The 20,507-nt window shown below is 55.5% G+C and carries 16 protein-coding genes and 2 pseudogenes; all 18 read right to left on the bottom strand.

Features of this window, described 5'->3' with window-relative positions:
• Positions 1–222, bottom strand: a complete 222-nt coding sequence (locus tag EGO55_RS10720; protein ID WP_021691650.1) for a hypothetical protein — start codon at positions 220–222, stop codon at positions 1–3.
• Positions 219–2,162, bottom strand: coding sequence for an asparagine synthase (glutamine-hydrolyzing) (gene asnB / locus EGO55_RS10715; protein WP_021691651.1), 1,944 nt, complete (start codon positions 2,160–2,162; stop codon positions 219–221). The genes EGO55_RS10720 and asnB overlap by 4 nt, the downstream gene beginning before the upstream one ends.
• Positions 2,163–2,638: 476 nt before the next feature.
• The gene (locus tag EGO55_RS10710; RefSeq protein WP_210766509.1) at positions 2,639–2,959 is read right to left on the bottom strand and encodes a transposase; all 321 of its coding nucleotides are present in this window, start codon (positions 2,957–2,959) and stop codon (positions 2,639–2,641) included.
• Positions 2,960–3,461: 502 nt separating this feature from the next.
• Positions 3,462–3,611, bottom strand: a pseudogene (locus EGO55_RS10700) (IS256 family transposase); the annotation flags it as partial.
• Positions 3,603–4,129, bottom strand: a pseudogene (locus EGO55_RS10695) (transposase); the annotation flags it as partial. The pseudogenes EGO55_RS10700 and EGO55_RS10695, both read right to left, overlap by 9 nt.
• Before the next feature lie 586 nt (positions 4,130–4,715).
• Entirely contained in the window at positions 4,716–5,831 is a 1,116-nt protein-coding gene (locus tag EGO55_RS10690; protein ID WP_021691655.1) for a glycosyltransferase family 4 protein, read from the bottom strand.
• Positions 5,832–6,470: 639 nt separating this feature from the next.
• Positions 6,471–7,634 (bottom strand): glycosyltransferase family 4 protein, encoded by a 1,164-nt coding sequence (locus EGO55_RS10685; RefSeq protein ID WP_021691657.1) that lies wholly within the window; start codon positions 7,632–7,634, stop codon positions 6,471–6,473.
• A gap of 60 nt (positions 7,635–7,694) precedes the next feature.
• Positions 7,695–8,408, bottom strand: coding sequence for a hypothetical protein (locus EGO55_RS10680; RefSeq protein WP_150132775.1), 714 nt, complete (start codon positions 8,406–8,408; stop codon positions 7,695–7,697).
• A 323-nt stretch (positions 8,409–8,731) separates the two neighbouring features.
• Entirely contained in the window at positions 8,732–9,862 is a 1,131-nt protein-coding gene (locus EGO55_RS10675; RefSeq protein WP_040717319.1) for a glycosyltransferase, read from the bottom strand.
• A complete protein-coding gene (locus EGO55_RS10670; RefSeq protein WP_021691660.1) occupies positions 9,855–10,889 on the bottom strand; it encodes an ATP-grasp domain-containing protein in 1,035 nt (344 codons plus the stop codon). The genes EGO55_RS10675 and EGO55_RS10670 overlap by 8 nt, the downstream gene beginning before the upstream one ends.
• A gap of 42 nt (positions 10,890–10,931) precedes the next feature.
• Positions 10,932–12,092: a CapA family protein gene (locus EGO55_RS10665; RefSeq protein ID WP_021691661.1), complete on the bottom strand. Its 1,161-nt coding sequence runs from the start codon at positions 12,090–12,092 to the stop codon at positions 10,932–10,934.
• Entirely contained in the window at positions 12,085–13,389 is a 1,305-nt protein-coding gene (locus tag EGO55_RS10660; RefSeq protein WP_124916771.1) for a lipopolysaccharide biosynthesis protein, read from the bottom strand. Before EGO55_RS10660 ends, EGO55_RS10665 begins: the two co-directional genes overlap by 8 nt.
• Positions 13,390–13,452: 63 nt before the next feature.
• Positions 13,453–14,748: a Vi polysaccharide biosynthesis UDP-N-acetylglucosamine C-6 dehydrogenase TviB gene (tviB, locus tag EGO55_RS10655; RefSeq protein ID WP_021691663.1), complete on the bottom strand. Its 1,296-nt coding sequence runs from the start codon at positions 14,746–14,748 to the stop codon at positions 13,453–13,455.
• A gap of 2 nt (positions 14,749–14,750) precedes the next feature.
• Complete coding sequence (locus EGO55_RS10650; protein ID WP_040717327.1) at positions 14,751–15,794, bottom strand: NAD-dependent epimerase/dehydratase family protein; 1,044 nt, start codon at positions 15,792–15,794, stop codon at positions 14,751–14,753.
• Positions 15,795–15,841: 47 nt separating this feature from the next.
• The gene (locus EGO55_RS10645; protein ID WP_124916770.1) at positions 15,842–16,030 is read right to left on the bottom strand and encodes a hypothetical protein; all 189 of its coding nucleotides are present in this window, start codon (positions 16,028–16,030) and stop codon (positions 15,842–15,844) included.
• Positions 16,031–16,230: 200 nt separating this feature from the next.
• Positions 16,231–17,247, bottom strand: a complete 1,017-nt coding sequence (locus tag EGO55_RS10640; RefSeq protein ID WP_124916769.1) for a hypothetical protein — start codon at positions 17,245–17,247, stop codon at positions 16,231–16,233.
• A gap of 246 nt (positions 17,248–17,493) precedes the next feature.
• A complete protein-coding gene (locus EGO55_RS10635) occupies positions 17,494–19,740 on the bottom strand; it encodes a GumC family protein (protein ID WP_021691667.1) in 2,247 nt (748 codons plus the stop codon).
• A gap of 25 nt (positions 19,741–19,765) precedes the next feature.
• Complete coding sequence (locus EGO55_RS10630) at positions 19,766–20,500, bottom strand: polysaccharide biosynthesis/export family protein (RefSeq protein WP_021691668.1); 735 nt, start codon at positions 20,498–20,500, stop codon at positions 19,766–19,768.
• Positions 20,501–20,507 lie beyond the last annotated feature (7 nt).

The raw sequence follows: 20,507 nt of genomic DNA, 5'->3' as shown, positions 1-20,507 counted from the left end.
TTATGCGTAGCCGGCAGCGGCAAGCAATCCTTGTGTGCTGGCATCGAAACGCGAACCACCCTGATCCATCTTACGAGCTAAATCCTTGCCCAGTTCCACCCCGAACTGATCGAACGGGTTGATGCCCATCAGCACTGCATTGGCAAATGTCCGGTGCTCATAGAACGCAATCAGCGCACCGAGTGTCTTTGCATCGAGAATGTCGCACAGGATTGTGGTCATACATTGTGGGTTTTTATATCCATCTCCTTTGCCCAAAGAAGCAACATCAGCAAAGCCCATAGCTCCCTGCCAACATTGACCCGGCGCTGCTGGTGGCTCTGCCACAACGCAATCAGCGCGCCGGCGTTTAGTCCAAGAGCGTTGGCTAGGCACTCATCGGTGATGACAACTTCGGCCCAATGCTTCAACGCCCCACGCAGCCAGTCGTCCACCGGAATCGCGAAACCCTGCTTAGGTCTTTCGATAAGCGCGCGAGGCACGTGGCGGTAGAGCAGCGCCCTGACGAGCTTCTTGCCCTCCCGGGCATCCACATGTAGCGCAACCGGTATCTGCCGCGCCAGATCATTTACCCGGGCGTCGAGAAACGGCGCCCGGGTCTCAAGACCCACGCTCATCGCCGCACGGTCGACCTTAACTAGAATATCGCCCGGCAGATATCCGGCGATGTCGCGCGCCATGAGCCATTCTGCCATCGCCATACCGTCCGGATGGCGCGCGCGAGGGTCAGAGAAAATAGCAGGAACTGACGGTTGCAGAAAGTCGTCGAGTCCCTGCCCGATCGCGACGAAACTCTGGTAGAATGCCTCTACATCGCCCGCGCTGCGCAGCGCAGTCGCCAACTTGGGCAGATTATCAAGTGTTGTGAGCGGCAGGCCGAGCGCCGCTATCCCCCGGCGCACGGCTCGTTCGTGACGCCTGCCCAGCCACGCGCCACCTGCAATAGCACCAGCCGCTGCGGGGCGCAAAAATCCCGGTATGCAGGCCAACTTCGACCAGAGTCCTGGTCCCCGGATATGGCGGTTATAGCCGCCAAAGACCTCGTCTCCGCCATCGCCGGTCAGAGCAACGGTGACATGCTGACGGGCGGCCCGACACAAGAGCGTGGTGGGAATTTGCGAGCTGTCGGCAAAAGGCTCGTCATAGATGCGCGATAGCTCCGGCACGATAGTCAGCGCATCCTCTTCGCGCATGGTGAATTCGGTATGGGCCGTGCCCAGATGCGATGCCACGGCAGCGGCGTGCGGTGCCTCATTAAACCTCGGATCTTCGAAACCGATGGAAAAGCTGTGGATTTGCCGGTGAGAACCAGCCTGCATTAGGCTAGCCACCAGCGAAGAGTCCACACCGCCTGACAGGAAACAGCCCAGCGGCACATCACTCAGCATCTGCTCGCCCACAACCTGTTCCATCACCTTTTCGAGGGCAGCAACGGCATGAGGAGTATCGGTGATAGTCGGTTGACTACCGAAAGATTTCTCGACCGAATCATAGCGAATCATTTCCGGCTCGGCTCCGGTGTGAAGCACCACGATACTGCCCGGCATCACCTTTCGCACCCTTTCGAGAATGCAGAGATGGTCAGGCACGTAGCCCAGCCGCAGATAGGCCGCCATCGCCGTACGGTCGATCCGGGCGGTCAAGCCACCCGCTACAAGCGCACGCAACTCGGAACCGAACAACCAGCCCTTCTCCTGTTCGGCATAGTATAGGGGCTTTTCGCCCATCCTGTCGCGAGCCAGGAACAGCGCTCGTCCTTGTCGATCCCAAAGCGCGAGGGCAAACATACCTCGCGATTTCTGCAAAGCTCTCTCAAGTCCCCAATGAGAGATCGCCGCCAGCAGCGTTTCGGTATCCGAGTGCCCGCGCCAGTGGGGTGCGGGATGGCATTGATCCAGCCTTTGTCGCAGTGCGAGATGATTGTATATTTCACCGTTGAAGACAATGACGTAGCGACCGCATACCGAATGCATCGGTTGCCCGCCCGCCGGGCTGAGATCAAGGATCGACAACCGCCGATGCCCCAAGGAAACACCTGTTAATGAATCCTCCCATATGCCCTCGGCATCGGGACCACGATGACGAATTGCCATCGCCATATTCTGCACAAGCGACTTACCAGATGTACCGCTCGCCCCCAACATCCCGCAAATTCCGCACATCTTGTCTACCGCGCTCCTAATATGTGAGAGGCTGACCGAAAAAAGGTGGGCAATACCAGCGACATGTAATTCAGCCGTAGTTGAGACAGGACAACGGAATGACACATGTGGACCGATACCACCCGGCGGCCGTATGCCAGAGTCGACCGGCCTTAGCCCAGTGATTTGACGAAGACGGAGTGGGAAATTCTAGCCCAATTTGGACAGTGCGAGGAGAACGTTTATGGAACACGCGGTATTATGAGACCTGCGCACGGGTGGGTGTAGGGCGCTGAAAAGCGTAGATTTCGGTGGCATCTCGTCCAGCCCCGCTCGATCGCGGAGTTGGGCAAGGTAGCGGGGCCTTTTATGCTGCCCTCGAGAGAATATTCATGGTGCGCTTGAGGTTGTAGGCGATGGCGGTGCTGGCGCAAATGCTGGCCATCGTGGCGCGCATATTGCGTTTTTCCTCCGATTTTCCTGATCTCCAGGCACACCTATCCATTCGCTGCCCGTCGTTCGTGGAAGATCAGGCGGTTCATGTTGTAAGCCAGATTGGCCAGTGCGATCTTGGCCTCGGCACGCTTGATGCCGATGGTGCGAATGAACAGCGCCATCTTGGCTTTCTGCTGCGCGAGCACGTGCTCGACCTGGGCGCGGACCTTTGACTTTGTAGCATTCCCGCGCCGGATTTGCTCGGGCATTGGCTTACCCCTGGGTTTCTTGCGATGGATGCGGCTTTGCACTTTGAACCACTTCTCGTTGGCCTGGTTGCGGTAGGCCGTATCGGCCAGACGTCCGATGCGGTGTTCTCGCAAGTCACCACGTCCCGGAGCATCCGGCCATCGAAGCGGGCACCTGTCAACGGCGGAGCAAAAGTCGGCCATTGGGCGGCGCAAAAGTCGTCCACTTGATCTGAGTATTAGCGAGCGCCGGGAGGGCGTAGCCCGAGCGGGGATCGCCAATACTCAGATTGCGGTTTTGTTAGGGGTTGGCGTTTGCTTTTCGTGCCTAGCTATGGGCCAGGCGATAGCTTTCGCCGTTCATCTCGAGAATGCTGACGTGGTGGGTGAGCCGGCCAAGGAGAGAGGTGGCCGGGTTGGTCTGAACAGAGATCTGCGCTCGATAAGTGGATCGTCTGCCGGTGGTTTCGTGGAATTGCCGATATGAGGGGTCATGCAGGGAGGGCGTAGCCCGACCGGAGTGACACCCCATATCGGCGGCCAAGTTCATGCTGCCATCGCCAAGGGCAGGTTGTCAAAATATGTCTGGTCCGGGGGGGCCTGTCAGTAATTTTGTGCGCGAGGCCGATTATCGTCATCAGATGACGAACCTTTCGCCGAAGATGACGGCGAACTGGGTCTTTGCCTCGGTCCATTCCCGCGGTGGCCGTTTCCACTCCTGGGCCGCATGATTGAGAACGAGGTATAGCAGCTTCATGGCGGCGGCGTCACCCGGGAAGTGCCCCCGGCCGATCTTGATGCCCTCCTGCCGCAGCAGGTCACGCAGCATCCGGCTGCCCGCGAACGGAAATTCCAGGTGCAACTCGTCCATGCGCCGCATGATCGCGAGATCGGCCGCCGAGACCGGCTTGGGCAGGTAATAGACGCTGCCCCGGCTGATCCCCAGTTCACGCGCCTGCCGCGCGAGCGGCAATCTGTGAGAACGGTCGATCATCGCTTTGCGCTCGGCAACAGTCCCGCCTTGCCGAGCGCGCCGACTAAAAAATCGTTCGCCAACGTCAACTCGCCGATCTTGGCGTGTAACGTCTTTACATCGATTGCCGGCTCAGCAGCCTCACTACGCATCTCGCTGCCAAATACACCGGCAGCCCCTTCCAGAAGCTGCGAGCGCCAGATCGTGATCTGGTTCGGGTGAACGTCAAATTGCTGCGCCAGCTCCGCCAGCGTCTTCTCGCCCTTCACCGCGGCCAGCGCTACCTTCGCTTTGAATGCCGGGCTGTGATTCCGGCGGGATCGTTTGCTCATCTCTACTCCTGTCACGCGACCTCCATGGCCGCCGTCAGGCAGAAAATCCACTTAACCCAGTGTCCAGTTTCGCCAGGCCACCTCTTTTCACGCGGTCTGGGGGCAGACTGACATGGATGGCTCTTTCGGTTTCGCAGGATTTTCAGGATCGGGAGGGTGCCACGATTGAGGGCGCTTGAGTTGCCAGGCGGCAGCGCTTAGAGGCCGTTTCGAAACAGCGCAGCGAGGTGATCTATCACGCCTTCCAGACTCTGAAGGCCTAATTTTGAGGCCGCTTTCCGTGGTTTCATGTACCTGAAAAGACCCATCCGCTGCCGCATTTCGAGTTTCGAAGCCGACTCTTAGGCGCTTTCATCGCCTTGAGACTGCTTGTGTAACAATAACGATACCAAGCTGGCGCGGGAACCAGGATATATGGGCGTCCTATTATCTGTTAATCTGTAAGCCCCGATCATAGTATCGCCTTCACTGGCGCGAACAGCGGCTCGGGCTGGGCAAATTATGTCCGGTATGTGTATCACTTCGTGTCACCAGAGATTTCTGAGCGCTCCTGCCACTTAGGTAGGTGGATACTGCTCACCGTCGTTCAAAGCCCCAAATAGCTTAGCAGCTTGGCATTTTGGACACGTACGTCGAACCGCTCACAGGCCAGTTTGCGGCTCTCCGAACCCATTCTAGCAATGTCCCCGGGATTCTCAATGAAATAGCGCATCGCTTCCGCGAGCGCGACATGGTTGCGGGGTGGAACCATAAAGCCATTGAGCCCCTCGATCACGGTTTCCTTGCAACCAGGGGCATTGGTAGTGATGATGGCCCGACCCATGGCCATCGCTTCCTGTGTGCTCCGTGGAACTCCTTCGCGATAGGAGGGCAAAACGAATACATGGGCCTGAACTAACCAAGGCTTGGTCACCACGTGGCCAGGCCATTCAATCAATCCCTCAGTTACCCAAGCTTCCATCTCTTCGCGGGTTATGGATGCCGGATTATCGTCAATACTGCCAAGAACTAGGAACCGTAATTCGGGGTAAGCTACTCGAAGCATCCGCGCAGCGGCTACATACTCGCCGATACCCTTATCGCGCAGTAGGCGCGCTACCAGAATGAATGTCAGAGGCGTATTGGGGAGTGACGTGCATGGCCATTCATCGAGATCCAGGCCAGTTGCACCGACCAAAACGGCCTTATCAGTCGAGACAATCCCGCGATCGATGAGTTCGTTCATGTCGTCGGGATTTTGGAACATCACCCGGTGACAATGTTTGGCCGAGAGCCGTGCGAGGGCGAGAATGACGCGCTGAAGCAATCGTCGCTTCCGACTCTGTGTTGCAATATTGGTGAATGCGAAACCAAGCCCTGCGTACAGCCCAAAACGCCGCGGTACGCCGGCAAGAGCGGCTGCGAGGGTGCCATAGATTACCGGCTTGATGAAATAGCCGAAGCACAGATCTGGCTGATGTATGCGGAGCAGGCGGCGTAACTCTAGGATTACCACCATTTCCTTCAAGGGATTGGTCCCTGACCGACTAATGTTATAGTCGACAGCATGAACACCCATCGTTGCCAGTACTGCGCGGTGATCCTCATTGAAATCCGGGGCAAATGCCAGAACCTCGTACCCTCGCGCTGCCATTTCAGCCATGAGCGGCATACGAAAGTTCAGCAATGAAAAAGCCTGATTGCAAATGATAGCGATCTTCATTGAGGGTGACGTCCAGATTCTGAGTTTTCTAATGTCAAAGGTTGAGAAAGATATCTGTTAGACCATACTACGCTTGCCATTATAAACTATTTACTGCCTTTACGGGATTGGCCCAACATTGCGCAATATCACTTCGAGGTTTCCAGGCGATACTGAGAGGCAACATCTTATCCCTCACCTCTTCCATCCTCCGGCCAACTTCCAATACCGAGTGGCCGTTGCTGGTTTCAAGGTCCAGTTGTCTCCGAGTTGCCTGACAAGTAAGCTCATAGCCGTTATATGTCCTTCTGCTAAATGCATAACGTGGATGTAACCCAGCATCTCGGATATCGCTGCTGAAGACTGAGATGCTCTCGCATTGTCCGATAGCAACCTGCATGGGGAACCAAATTGGTCGGATCGTCGTACGCCCCTTCCCAATCTTGTCGCTGGGATGGGCGTCTATAGGGTTGAAGTAGCGCCGAACGACGAGTTCACAGCGCGAGGCTGGGTTGCATATATCCTCGAACACCGTTCGACCATGCGCTCGATCGACATAGAGACTAGCCGTCTGCCTGAGGAAACTGGCTTCGGCAAGAGACATCTCCGCCTGATCGTCGTGGCAGTTTTCCGTGATCAGAATCGATTGTTAAAATTCATTCAGATCTCGGGTGTGCATGGAGCGCTCTCTTGGCAGTTCCAGACTTCGTGATAGCTGCGCACCATGCGCTCGATCGCGTAGCGTTCTGCGACACGGCGTCGTGCGGCGCTTTTTCGAGCTGTCCAGGCAAGGGTGCCACGCTCTACAAGGAGTTCATCAATCGCCTTGGCCAAGGCTTTGGGTGAACGGGACGTCACGGTTAGTCCAGTCGGGCCGACGATGTCTCCAGCATCGCCCACATCCGTGGAAACGCAAGGTGTGCCGCAGGCCATCGCTTCAGCCAATACGTTGGGAAAGCCCTCGCTCACTGAAGACATAACATGCAGATCGAGCGCATTCATGACGGAGGGAATGTCGGTGCGAGGCCCGACTAGAAGAACCCTCCCGCTTAGGCCGAGCTCGGTAATCATTCGTGAGAGGGCAGAATTGCCGGAGGTCATGCCCGTGCCGACCAATACGCACTGAAGAGCGGATCCTTGTGCTTCTAGAAGGGCGACTGCTTGCAGCAAATTGGCGTGATCTTTGAGGGGATCGAACCGAGCTACGAAGCCAATGAGCGGGGTTGCACGATCAATCCCTAGTTCCTCGCGCACAGAAAGGCCGGCAATGGGATTGGGCCGAAACATCGACAGCTCATAGCCGTTGAAGATGACGTGCATGCGGGCGCTGTCATAACCGAGTGCGGTGTGCACCTCTCGCGACCTCTCGGCGCAACAGACGATGCTCCGGGGGACCCACCTAGATAGAAGCGCACATAGCCGTGCGACCCAGATAGTGCTTTGCCGACTCTCGCCGGACACTAGGATGCTTTGACGAATACCCCACACGATATTGCGCTGCCCGGCAAGACGGCCGATCAGCCCACCGATCAGATCGGCATGATACATCCAGGTCTGGATGGCATGGGGCTGGAGCTTGCGGATAAGCCGCCAGAGCTGCCACAACCCCGCTACCGTGACTCGCCCGCGCAGCATGCCTAGCGCGCTAACGGGAACTCCGACCTCTTCGAGCAGGGGGCCGTATTTCCCGAGATCCATCAGCGAGACAACATGATGGTGGTTGGCGCTGTCCTGTTTGCAAAGCCTGAACAACACCGCCTCCGCGCCGCCGTCGTTGAGGCCTGTGATGATGTGAAGAATACGTGGGCGATTTTCAGCGATCATTTGGAAAACACTTAGGCCTCTCGCAGGAGTGCGAAAAATGTGGCGTGAACAATGCAGCAGTCAGCCTAGAATCCTAAACCAATACATCCAAAGAATAATTGTATACGGGATGAATATGGAAAAAATCATACGAGACCGATTTCCCCCTAAATCTTTCATGGATATTAATAGAGAAGGAAATGATGCGGCAATAAATCTTGTAGAATACCCACCAGTTAAAATGTTTATCGCTACAATTGAAAGTATTGTTATCGAATATCTTGCATCAAGTGACATAATTCTATTTCTAAACTTAAAAATGACACCATGAAATAAAAGCAATAATATCCAAAAGGACAAGTATGCCGCAGATGATGCCATATCCAAATAATCGGTACGTCTATCATTAATGGTGGAAAGTATCATCTCCCTCAATGGTCCTATGGCTATCGCTATAGCTGCACCTATAGAGGCCAGAGCAAGGAAATTAAAGTAATTATTATTTTTGAATAAGTGTGAGGCGATGTGGCATATCAAAAATATTATCATTGCTGTGTGTATTGTTGTAGCCAAGATATATATTACGACGGTCAATCCTATGCCCCTTTGCCCTCTCCAAACAAACGAAATTAATGCAATTGCCAATGCAGTCCGTAATTGAGAAAAGGCAAAATTAACAACAAGGGGATTTATCAAAAGAGGTAAATATTGCCAACCTATTTTTGTTAAGACATCAAAGGAAAACCGCCACAAAATAAATGTTGTGATCAGAAAAAAGATCTGATCCGCGCTCAATCCGACAACTCTATTTAGGTATGCTAGCAAACTGTGCCATGACCACTCAAATGTGAAGTACATGATAGGGGTGAAATCATGGATATAATCGATGACAAGATTTCTTGTGAGGAGCAGGTTTTCATAAACTGCTCGGTCCACCATCGGATATCCGTTTATATCCTCGAAGATATTGGGCCATCCGGGTACTTGATATACTATTGCGAAAACAAATGAGACAACTAGGTACGTTATATTACGTTTCAGATCGGCAGATTTAGATCTATTCGGATAAGAGCAGCCGGTTTCCGATCCAGAACTTATCTGTGACATTCTGTCGCCAATCATTTGCGTGTAGGTACGTCTTGCGCCAGACTGGGCACGAGAACTCGCTCATATTTTGAGGTTATCAAGTCAAGGCGGTATTTAGCAACCACCCTGCGGGTGTCGCGTGACTCTGCTTCGTCGAGAGTGTCGGCCATCGCCATCGCCATTGCCTCAGTGTTGCCCACCGGTACCAACTGCCCCCACTTGCCATGTTCCAAAATCTCGGCGGGCCCGGTCGGGCAGTCAGTGCTGATCACGCGCGCGCCGCATGCCATCGCCTGAACTAGGACATTGGGGAAACCCTCATAACGGGATGACAGGACAAAGGCGTTGCAGGATGCCATCCATCCAAAGGGGTTGTCCTTGAATCCCGCCAGATCAACCGCGTCCATCAGATCAAGCCGTGCAATGATTTGCTCTAGGTTTGCCCGTTCAGCCCCTTCACCTAGAATGATCAGGCGCGCCTCTCGATGCTTGCGAAGCATCGAGAGTGCTGCCAGCAGGGTTGGATAATCCTTAATTGTGTCAAGGCGGCCCACAGCGAGGAAGACGGGTGGTTGTCCCGGCTCGAACCAGGCATGGTCTGGACGATCTCGCGATAATGCTTGCAGCGAGGCGATATCAACGGGATTGGGAATGGCGACGACCTGGTCTGGAGGCAAGGAAAGTTCGCTGACCAATTCGCCTGCCATGTCTTGCGAAACCGCGACCACCCTATCTGCAGTAGGATATAGCTTCCCCATCAGGAAACGGATGATCCGATATGCCATGCCAGGCGTTATCCTGGATAAGCTGCTGCGCTCACTAACCACCAGTCGGGGATGGGTTCGAGCCAGCTTCCGCGCCAAGATCGCTATGATATTAGCGTAGTTCAAAGCTGAAAGCATGGCGTCGGGGCGTTCCCGACGAAGATAGCGCGCTAGTGGCAACAAGCTGGCCAGCACCCGCCTCTTGCCCAAATCGACAATTCGGACTCGTTTTGCAACTTCGGACAAATAGGGTCCTTCGGCGCTGGTCAATACTAGGTCAACCCGATGCCCGCGCTCGGCAAAGCCATTAGCTAGCATGACCATAACTCGCTCGGCTCCGCCGCCACGGAGAGATGGAATAAAAATGCATATGTGACACATTGGGGCAATGTCAGGCATGCATATGGATTCCACTTTGCACTGTGTCGAGTAGGTCTTGTAGCATGAACAATTCGGGTGTGACTGGCGCGGCATGCCAATTTAGAGTGTCATCCCAGTACCCGGGACATCTCTTGTAAGCGTCGGCGGTAAATGCATAGCTTATTTCCACGATGAGCCACCTGCTCCCATCATAGACAAAATCAAAAGCGCAGGACTGTGCACGTAAACGGGAAGAAATCCGAAAACTCGTCGCGACGCATTCCATCGGAATCTCGACCGGATCGTAGACAATACTCCCACTTCCCGAAGCGCGAAAATCACCCTTGCGAACCAAGCGCTTTATAGCGAATGCGCGGGCACCAATCACAATAATCCGGATATCAAAGCTATTATTCGGCACAAAATCTTGAAAATAGATGTAGTCCTTTTGAATTGGACTGCGAGCATTCTTTCCATGAGGAAAAATGACACGTCCCACGCCGCGGCCGATGTCGAGGAGCGATCTGAGGCTGCGATCCCTTCTAAAATGCCATATTCGCTCCTGCAGCGGCTGCAGTCGTGGATTTCTGAAGCCGGGGCCAAATGCCCGATAAACAAGTTTGCGAGCCTCAGGCGCAGATCTTACGAGGCGTACGTTCTGCGATCCGGCGCCCCCCCGCAGCTTCCAGACCTTCGGAAATTCCGTCTCGGCGATCCAATCCATCGCTCGCTGCCGATCAAAAAAAGCGTAGGTTGGGATCAATGGAGCATTGCATGCCTCGAGAAGGTACTTCTGGCCAAGCTTATCATCATAATGCCACGATGTGGCATGACTCGGGAATACTAAAATTCCCAATTCCTCAGCCGATGCAATCAGTTGGCGAGCAAACAATTGAGCGTAGTGGTCATTATGCCTCCAATGCCATAAAAGACCTCGGCATCCCCGTAGTTGTTCTATAATATCACTCGAAAAGCAGTCAACGACCTTATAGGGAATGCCATTTCGGTTACAAAGCTCAATCCACTCTGGCGAGAACTGACCCGATTTTGCATGTATTGCTATCATTGTATGTGTGTCTTCGTGTCTATCGCGGTTATGTTTAGAAAATTACTGTTGGCTCAATGCGGCTATAACTAATTCCCGATGTGAATCGCAGCGAAGCAAATTCAATCGCCGAATTTGGCGCGATCTTGGCATAACGAATTTTCTAAATATTCCGATCTCCATCAACCGTCTAATGCCAGGAAATCGTAGCGGAGACGACAAATCTATGAATATTTGAGCACGTCTATTTTCAACAAAGGCATCCCATTCCGCTCGCCATTGGTCCGGATAATTTTCCAATTGATCTCGCATTTTTTCAATTTCGGCAAGAAACGTGATACGCTTCTTCCCTTCCATCAACCTGATGCCCTCTAACGCGACGCTCTGATGATACGGTATCAACTTAAGGTCGATGCTATCCAAGTGACTCTCGTTAAAGCGCAGGTCGAGACTGGCCAGATAGCCCTCATCCCATCCCGGCGGGGGCATCGATCTATCAAAGATTAGGTTCCCTAGGCTGTAAACAATCGGTTTGCCTTTGTAAATCTCATATGGCCCAGGCACATGAGGATGGTGACCGATTACTGCATCGGTACCAATTTCAATTAAAAACTGGCATATCTTTCTTAGCTGTGGATTGGGGTAAGAAAAATATTCGTTGCCACCATGAAATATAACTATTAGCGCGTCCGTATTTAGACGCTCTTTCATTATTATAGGGGCGATGCGGATGGGATCGAAAATTGCGGCTCCGGCTTGTCCATCCGCAGAGAGGTTGAATTCTCGCTCGGCAAAGGAAAAGATTGAAATGTGGCGGCCTGCGGTTTGAAGGCGCAGCGGCGTCTCCGCTGCTTCTCGAGTAAGTCCTGCGCCGACATGCCGAATGGCGTGAGCATGTAAGGCGGACAAAGTGCGGTCGAGGCCCGCTTCACCATAATCAAAAATATGGTTATTAGCGAGGCAAACGGCATCCACTCCGGCGGTCGAAAGCGTTTTGAGTACACTTGGCGTTGCATGAAGAGATGGACCGACCTTCTCTATCTCTGTCCCGTCAAGGTGACGTAGAGGTGCCTCCAAATTAATAATAGTTAGATCGGCTTCTTTAATTATCTGCCTCACATCACCGAAAACATCCTTTGAAGAATTGGATGTTAACTGAGCATATCCTCCGGATGGTACAAAATCGCCGCCAAATATTATCTTGGTGGATATTTTATCAGGCACTTGGTGGCCTTTCTCTACTATGATCAAATGCGTAGGTGAAATTCAATATTAATACCATAGATACGGCAATCATGATGGCGCTAACGACTGAGAATGAGGCGATTGCGGACAGAGGTTCGGCAGAGTGCAGCCAAGGAAGTGCGATTGATGCAATTCGCGCTGCAAGTAGAAGGAGATTGAAAAGCAAGAGAAATCTCTGGCTCCCAATGACAGGGGAGATTCTTACTGCGGGGATGTTGGCGAGCATTGCTGCTATCCATAGTGCCATCCAGCGCGCATAATGTCCTGCCTCTCGCCATTCCTCACCAAAAACAAATGAAAAAACTTGTGGGGCGAACCAAGCCAAGCCGACTATAGGCGGAGCCAGTGCGAGGAGAGCTCCGGTAGAACGTAGTAACAGCGGTGTAAGAGGTTGGTCTTGCCGTGAGAGTTCTGCAAAGCGGACATAAAGTACATTCCCGACCGCCGCACCGAGGACATTTGATGGTAGATTCAAAACGCTGCGCGTCAGCGCGTAAAGCCCTGCCGTAGCCGGAGAGAACAGTGCAGCTAGTAACAGGACGGGCACTGATTGCGACAGTGCATTCATTACATCCGTCGGCATCCGATATATCGGAAAATCCCGATGCTTTTTCAGCAGCGCTATAGTTTCGGGCCTCGACATGACACAGGAGGGGGCAGGGCAGCGCCGGGCGCGGGTTCCTATCCTCAGTAGCGTCGACTTAAGAGTAGGGCCAATCGTCGTGACGACAACTAATGTCGCGGCGACCGGTGCCAGGAGACCGCCAAGGACGCGGCTGAGGTTAAGCATGAATGCTTGCACCACCTCGACGATCCCGACCAACCGGAAGGCGCCAAGTCGCGCCGTGTGGTAATCGTTTACATCTTGCAGGGCGACGCAGAGCAGGGCGAGCGGTAATAGGAGGATTAGCGCGCCCAGTCCTTCCGCTCCGAGAAGCTTAAGCACTGTCTGGCCGCCCACCAAAATGATCAGCCAGAACATGCTGGCCATTCCGAGTGCGATCAACAGCGAGAGCCGTGACAGGTGAAAAGCTTCTGTCTCGGTGTCGGCAGTGATGATCGCCATCGGATAGCGCAACGCGATTATCGGACTGAATATTGAAATTAGTGAAAGAAACACTCCCTGCAATCCGAAAACATCTGGGCTATAAATTCGGGTTATCAGGGGGGAGAAGGCAAATACAATCGCTTGTGCGGCTGCCGTACCAGAGGCGACGGCAAGAACATTACGAATTAGCCCGGAGGAGGAGGTGCATTTTAACATGGTTAAGTGCAAGATCTTAGAGCGGGACGAGTTGTATCGTAAATTACTCTCTTCCAAATTATCAAGGAAATAACTCTAAAGACGAATGTCGGATTGATTTAGTGGAAGAACTGACTTGAGGTCGAACAACACGCTATTATCAGCTCTCAAGGAGCGCAGCGCTTGAGAGCTGATATCGACAAAACAAGTATGAGGTACCGCTAATATAATACCGTCATAGATGTCGTCTTGGAGTGTTTCGACTAGCTCGAGCTCGTATTCGCGGCGCGCTTCGTCAGCATCCGCCCAGGGATCGTGAACGTCGACCCGTACGCCATAGTCGCGTAGCTCCTCGACAACGTCGACTACGCGCGTGTTGCGTAGGTCGGGGCAGTTTTCCTTGAATGTGAGGCCAAGGATAAGGACCCGTGCGCCCTCTACCTGGATCCGGCGTTTAAGCATCGCCTTTACCATTTGGCCTCCCACGAAGGCGCCCATTCCGTCGTTGATCCGCCTTCCGGCAAGAATGACGTGCGGGTGATAGCCGATCGCTTCAGCCTTGTGGGTCAGGTAATAGGGGTCAACGCCGATGCAGTGGCCCCCAACTAGGCCTGGACGGAAAGGCAGGAAGTTCCACTTCGTGCCTGCAGCCTTGAGTACGGCTTCGGTGTCGATGTCCATCCGATTGAATATAATCGCCAGCTCGTTGATGAGCGCAATGTTGAGGTCGCGCTGGGTGTTTTCGATAACCTTTGCAGCTTCTGCTACCCGGATAGTTTCGGCCTTGTACGTGCCGGCCGTGACGATGCTGGCGTAAAGCGCGTCGACGTTGTCGGCTATCTCTGGCGTGGAACCGGAGGTGACCTTCTTGATTGTAGTCAGGCGATGCTGCTTGTCGCCGGGGTTGATGCGCTCCGGGCTATAACCGCAGAAGAAATCCACGTTGAATGTAAGCCCGGAAGTCTTTTCAAGGACCGGAACACAGTCCTCCTCGGTTGCGCCGGGATAGACAGTGCTCTCGTAGATCACGATATCGCCCCGCTTTAGCACGCGTCCGACCGTTTCGGAGGCCTTGATAAGCGGAGTCAGGTCGGGACGCTTGTACTGGTCGATCGGAGTGGGAACCGTGACGATGAACACGTTACAATCGCGCAGATCCTCCAGGTCGGACGAGAACGAGAGCTGGCTTGCTAGCCCAAATTCGTCAGCCTCGACCTCAAGCGTAGAATCGCGACCTTCACGCAGTTCGGCGATGCGCTCCTGATTAATGTCGAACCCCGAGACCGGATATTTCTTCCCAAATTCAATGGCTAGCGGAAGACCGACATAGCCGAGACCGATGACCGCGATACGTGCGCCATCGGGCCAGTGCGTTGATGTGCTCACATGCATTCCTATTTTTGATAGTAATTACGAAACCAGGTCACGAACTGCGCGATGCCATCGCGATAGTCGGTCTGAGGGCGATATCCGGTAAGGCGCTGCAAGAGCGAAGCATCAGCCCAGGTCGCGGGCACGTCACCCATCTGCATGGGCATGTAGTTGCGGATCGCTTCCTGGCCGAGCTCCCTCTCAATTGCTTCGATAAAGTCGAGCAGGCGTATCTTGTCGGAATTGCCGATATTAACCACGCGAAAGGGCGCTGCCGGCGACAGGCTGTCCCCGTCTTCGATAGCGTCGGCAGAGTCCGGCCGCACCGGCGGCGCATCGATCAGCAGGCGGATCGCTCGGGCAAGGTCGGTCACGTAGGTGAAGTCGCGATACATTTCGCCATTATTGTAGATGTCGATGGGCCGACCATCGAGAATGGCGTCGACGAACTTGAACAGGGCAAGGTCGGGACGTCCGAACGGGCCATAGACGGTGAAGAAGCGGAACATCGTCGTCGGCAGGTTCCAGAGATGGGCATAGGAATGTCCCATATTCTCATTGGCCTTCTTGGTCGCCGCATAGATCGTCAGCTGGGTCTCGGTGCGCTCGATCTCGGTGAAGGGCATGTCTTCATTCGCGCCATAGACCGAGGAGGTGGACGCCATCAGCAGATGCTCGACCTCGAGCTTGCGCGCGGCCTCTATCACGTTAAACGTGCCGACGATATTGCTGTCAATATAGGCCCGGGGATTTTCCAGGCTGTAGCGAACGCCGGCCTGGGCCGCCAGGTGAACAATTACTTGCGGCTGGAAGCCCTCAGCGACGGCCCACAGCTTTTCCTCATCCTCGAGCATGCCCTCAGTCGCCTGAAATCCCGGGTGCTGCAGTAGCATCTGGTGCCGACGACGCTTGAGGTTGACGTCATAGTAATCGGTTAGCCCATCGTAGCCATGGACCTGAAAGCCCTCGGCAAGCAGTAATTGCGCTAGGTGGAAGCCGATGAAGCCGGCAGTGCCTGTTACAAGCACACGCCTCGCTCGGCCCTGGATGTCATTAGTGTCTGTCATTTGGCCGTGTTGTCCATAGGGGCAAGTCCCTTTTGTTTGGGATGTTGCTAATCAACAAATAAGGAGGGCACCGGCTCTCCGCCGTCTTGCAGGAGAGGCTCCAACTCGTTCATGCTGATGTCGTAGCGGCGCATGAGCAGGATAATGTCGCGAAGAGCTTGCTCCCGTTCAGCTTGCCAGCACTCTTCTTCGGCGTGGACCCGTTCACGTTTCCAGTGCGTGCTTGCCACGTTCATGCTTCCTTGCATGGCATTTCAGTAAACGGAACTCTCAAGCTGGCGGCCATCAAACCGCCGATAACGCAAGATCACAGCTGATTGATACTTGACCAACAGACGAACTCGTCATCCGCCCACACTAGGGACAAAACAAAATCACAGCGGTTTGATTCGCCTAGTTCCCGCACAACGCCAAACCGCGCCCCGCCCGCTGCAAGCTAACGCGCAGCCGCCAAATCCAATGCCACCACCTGCGCCTCCGACGGGAATTGCGACAACGCCGAGGTCGCGGACAACCGCCATTCCTGCGCTGCACAACGCGGCGGCACCACAATCCCTAGCTCCTGCGAGCCCCCCTTGACCGGGAACATCGCTTGCCAGAGAACCGCCCCCCCGGCACCCCGACAACGCACATCCCAAGTGAGCCGCGCGCGCGGCGTATCGGGCTGATACCCTATCGTCACAGCGAGCCTATAGGCGCCCTCCGGAAGCAGTGTGGTGCGCCGCGCCATCTCGCCAGTACGGTTACTCGCTATGCGGAGCGACAAGCGCCCGTCACGCTCGAGAAAAGCACGCGCGATCTCGTTATCTGCAAGGCGCCATCCCAGTGTATCGAGCCGTGGATCAAGCGTTGCCGGCGTAAACCCAAGATCACGCATTGCGCCTCCACGAGGCCCTGAAAGCTCTTGCGCAACGCGTTTGGCATCAGCGAACCTTCCCTCTGCCACCAGCTGGCCGATCACCCGGCTGAGCATTTGCCCGGCGAGTTCCGGATCGAGCCCCCCGCTGCTCCCCACCAGCAAGGCGCTATAGGCCACAGGATCGGCTCCGAGCGACAAGGCTTTGTAGGCAAAACGCGTGAACCAATCCCGTTTTGCATAAACGACGAGCCTCTGGCGGATCGCATCCTCACCAAGCGCAGCCGCCAGAATCGGGAAGAGCTGTTCATCCACTTCGGGATGGACCGCAAGCACGCGATCGTAGTGGCGCAAAGTACCCGCCAGATCTCCGGCTCGTGCAGCATGCTCGATCAGTGCCAACTGCGTGATCAGATCGCGCCGCGACACGCGTTCTGCGAGATGCAAAAGCGATTGCCCGCGCCCCTCTGCCTCCATTTCCTTCGCGATGCCCAGCAAGCGCAGTGCCGCTACATCGAAGGGCTCGGCGCGCAGGACCGCGCGTGCGGCGGCAACTGCCTGACCGGCCCGCGCCTTGTCGCCTGCGGCATCAAGCATCTGCGCGGCATGCGCCGCAAGAGCGGTTTGAGCATCGCGTATAAATGGAGGAGGCGAGCCTCTGGGATCCGCATGCCACCAAGCCCTGCCTGCATCCTGCGCGGCCAGCGCCGCAACCGGAAGACTGAGCAGCACAGCTGTAACCCCTCGCCAGCTAAGTCCCGTAACGGCCGCTTTGCGCGAGGGCATCAGCTTGCGTGGAAATCGCATGACATCACTGAAATGGTCTTACGCAACCGTTGTGCCCTACGACGAGCTCAATTTTGCCTCTGGAAACGCACTATCGCCACCATAAGAATAATAGCCCGCATAATTGAGTCCATAATCCTGGCCGGCGCGTTCTACGTCCAGCTTTGTCACCAGCGCGCCATAGACATGGTTATGACCAACCTGCAGCCGCCGCAAAGCATTGCGGATTGAGCGCACCGAGGCGGATTCCGCTTCGATCACCAGCACAGAGCCCTCCACCGCCCGGCCGATCAGGGGGGCATCGGCCAAGCCGAGAATGGGGGGGCAGTCTACCACGATATGATCATAGCGCTCGAGCAGACCATCGAGAACGTCGTGGAAGCGGTCGGTGCTGAGCAATTCGGCAGCGCTGGGTGGGGTGGGGCCCGCGGTAAGAACCGCAAGCTCGGGAATATGCGTCGACTGCACTTGCCCGAGGATATTCTCTTCACCTGCCAGCAACAGACTCAGCCCACCCTCGTTGCGGACATTGGTGAGCGTGTGGACCGAAGGTGAGCGCATGTCGGCATCAAGCAGCAACACCTTCTTGCCCCCCATCTGGCGGCCAATTGCACAAGCAAGACCAAGCGCGCTGATCGATTTGCCTTCCCCTGGCTGGGTGCTCGTGACCGCCAGCGTGCGCGGCAGACCATGGGTTGTCGCCAGCGCCAGCGCCGTTCTGGTGCTGAAATAGGCCTCGCCCAACTGAGAGTAGAATGTGCGTGCTTCCTGCGCGGCATCCTCTCGGGCCTGCGGAATTGCGCCCAGCAGTGGAAGCGCCAAAAGTGATTCCACATTGGTAGGATTGCGGATGCCTTCGTCGATTTGTTCAAGCGTAAATACGGCACCTGCCGCCAGCACGATCCCCAGCAAAAGTGCAATCGCCAGATTCTTAGGCAAGCTCGGCCCAGAAGGTCGTTCCGGCACGCGCGCCAGATCAACCACCGCGATATTGGTCGCCCCAACCGAGCCGGCCACGCCGATCTCCTTGTAGCGCTGGAGCAGCGAATCGTAGAGCTGCCGGTTGGTATCCGCATCGCGCTGGAAGATATTATACTGGATCGTATCGTGTTGCTGGCGGTCGAGACGGGTTTTGAGCTCTTCGACTTGTGCTGCCAGCTTCTGTTCGCGCGTCACGGCCTCGTCATAAGCCAACTGCTGGCTCCCCGACACACGGCCGGTTTCGCGCGCAATCGCGGCGTCGAGCGTTTTCATCTGCTCCTTAAGGGCGCGCGCGGCGGGGTAGCCCGGCTCAAACTGCACCATCAGTTTGGCGTATTCCGCGCCCACTTCCGCGCGCTTCTGCCGCAATTGCTGAATGGTGGGATTGGTGAGGGCCTGCGCGCTGTGTTCGGCACCTTTCGCGCGCAGCTGACTTTCCGCGGCGATGCGATCCGTACGCGCACTGACCAGCGCGGCGTTCAGCGCCTCGAGATCACTTGCAACCAGCGTGCGAGGATCCATGGTCCTACCGCTGGCATCGCGGGTTGCCCCAAGCGTAACAATATCCCGTTCAGAGGCAAAAGCGACCGCATCGCGCTCGGATTGTTCCAGCCGCGCGCGCAAATCGGTCAGGCGCTGTTCCAGAAAACTGCGCGCATCCGCGCTAGAGGCAAATTGTCGGTCCATCGTGGCACCGATAAATTGCTGCGGCCACGCGTTCGCAATCCGTGCCGACAATGTCGGCGTGCGACTGATGTAATTGATGTCGACCAGCCGCGAGTTACGAATAGGACGAATGTCAACGTGGTCGAGCAGAAGCCGTGTCGCCTGCCGTTCCCGCTGACGCGTTTCATTCTTGCTGAAGACGGGCTTGCCCGCGCCGCGTTGCGCCGCCTCAGGCGGCGTGACCCCATGTGCCTCGAAGAAACCATCGTCATCGGCCAGTTTGAGATTGCGAACGATCCGTTCGGCCAAAGACTCGGCTTTGAGTAGTGCATACTGCGTGTCGTAGAACTCCAGATCACGCGGTGCGCCCGCCCCTTCCAGCCCGGGCACGTTCGTTACGTTTTGCTGTTCTCGGCTGATTTCGATCTGCGATCTGGCTGTGAACTGAGGTGGCGCTAGCAGCGTTACGATTAGACCGATCAGAACGGCCGCGGCAATAATGCCAGCGATCAACCAGCGCCAGCGTTGCGCGGCATGCCAGTATTGCAACAGAACAGGCGGGAACGAGAAGGCATCCTCGCCGGGTACGCCGGGATAGCCTCCCACTACGCCGCCGTCGGGCGAGGAAGCTGACGAAAGGATCGGAGTGCGGTTCATGTGATGGGATCCAGGCAAATGCGAGTCATTTGGTCAGGCGGTCGAGGCCAATGATAATCGGGGAAGCCAGCGCTGGCACAACGGAGAGAATGTCCTTGAACAGGCGGCGAGAATAGGAATCACCGACCATGATGATGTCGTTGGCGTAGATTTCGGGATCGGAGTATGCGCCATGGCGAATGGCACTGAGGTCGTAGAGCGCCGCCATCCGCTGCCCGTCGACGGTGCGAAACACCACGATATCGTCCAGCCGCGAATATTCGTCGGTACCTTCTGCCCGGGCAATCGCCTTCATCAGCGTCATGCGTCCGTTAACGGGATAAAGGCCAGGTTTCCTTACCTGCCCTTCTACCGTAATCTGCTGGCTGACCGTTTCCTTGAGATTGACCGTGACCTGCGGATCACGAATGTGGGCCGCGCGCAAACGTTCGGTCAAAACGGCTTGAAGTTCGGCCGGTGTGCGCCCGGTGACATCAATGACGCCTGTCATGGGGAATGCCATCATACCACTCGCATCGACCTGCACTTCGCGCATCGTCAACTCGGGGATACCAAAGACATCGATCGTCAGCTTGTCGAGCGGCCCCACGAAATAGGTCGGCGCAGCGTGCGCAAGATCCCCGCGCGTGGGCGGCGGCAAGGCGCTCGCGTCCATCACTCTGAGGCCAGGATCGCCGCCGATTGTAGGCGTCGAGGCACAGCCGGTCAGCGCGAAGCTGGCGATCAGCGCCAAGTGGCACGGTATGAATCCTAACTGCATGAAATAG

The sequence above is a fragment of the Caenibius tardaugens NBRC 16725 genome (assembly GCF_003860345.1).
In the GTDB taxonomy this organism is placed as follows: Bacteria; Pseudomonadota; Alphaproteobacteria; order Sphingomonadales; family Sphingomonadaceae; genus Caenibius; species Caenibius tardaugens.
Note: the sequence above shows the minus strand (reverse complement) of the source record. Positions and strands in the feature narration are given on the sequence as shown.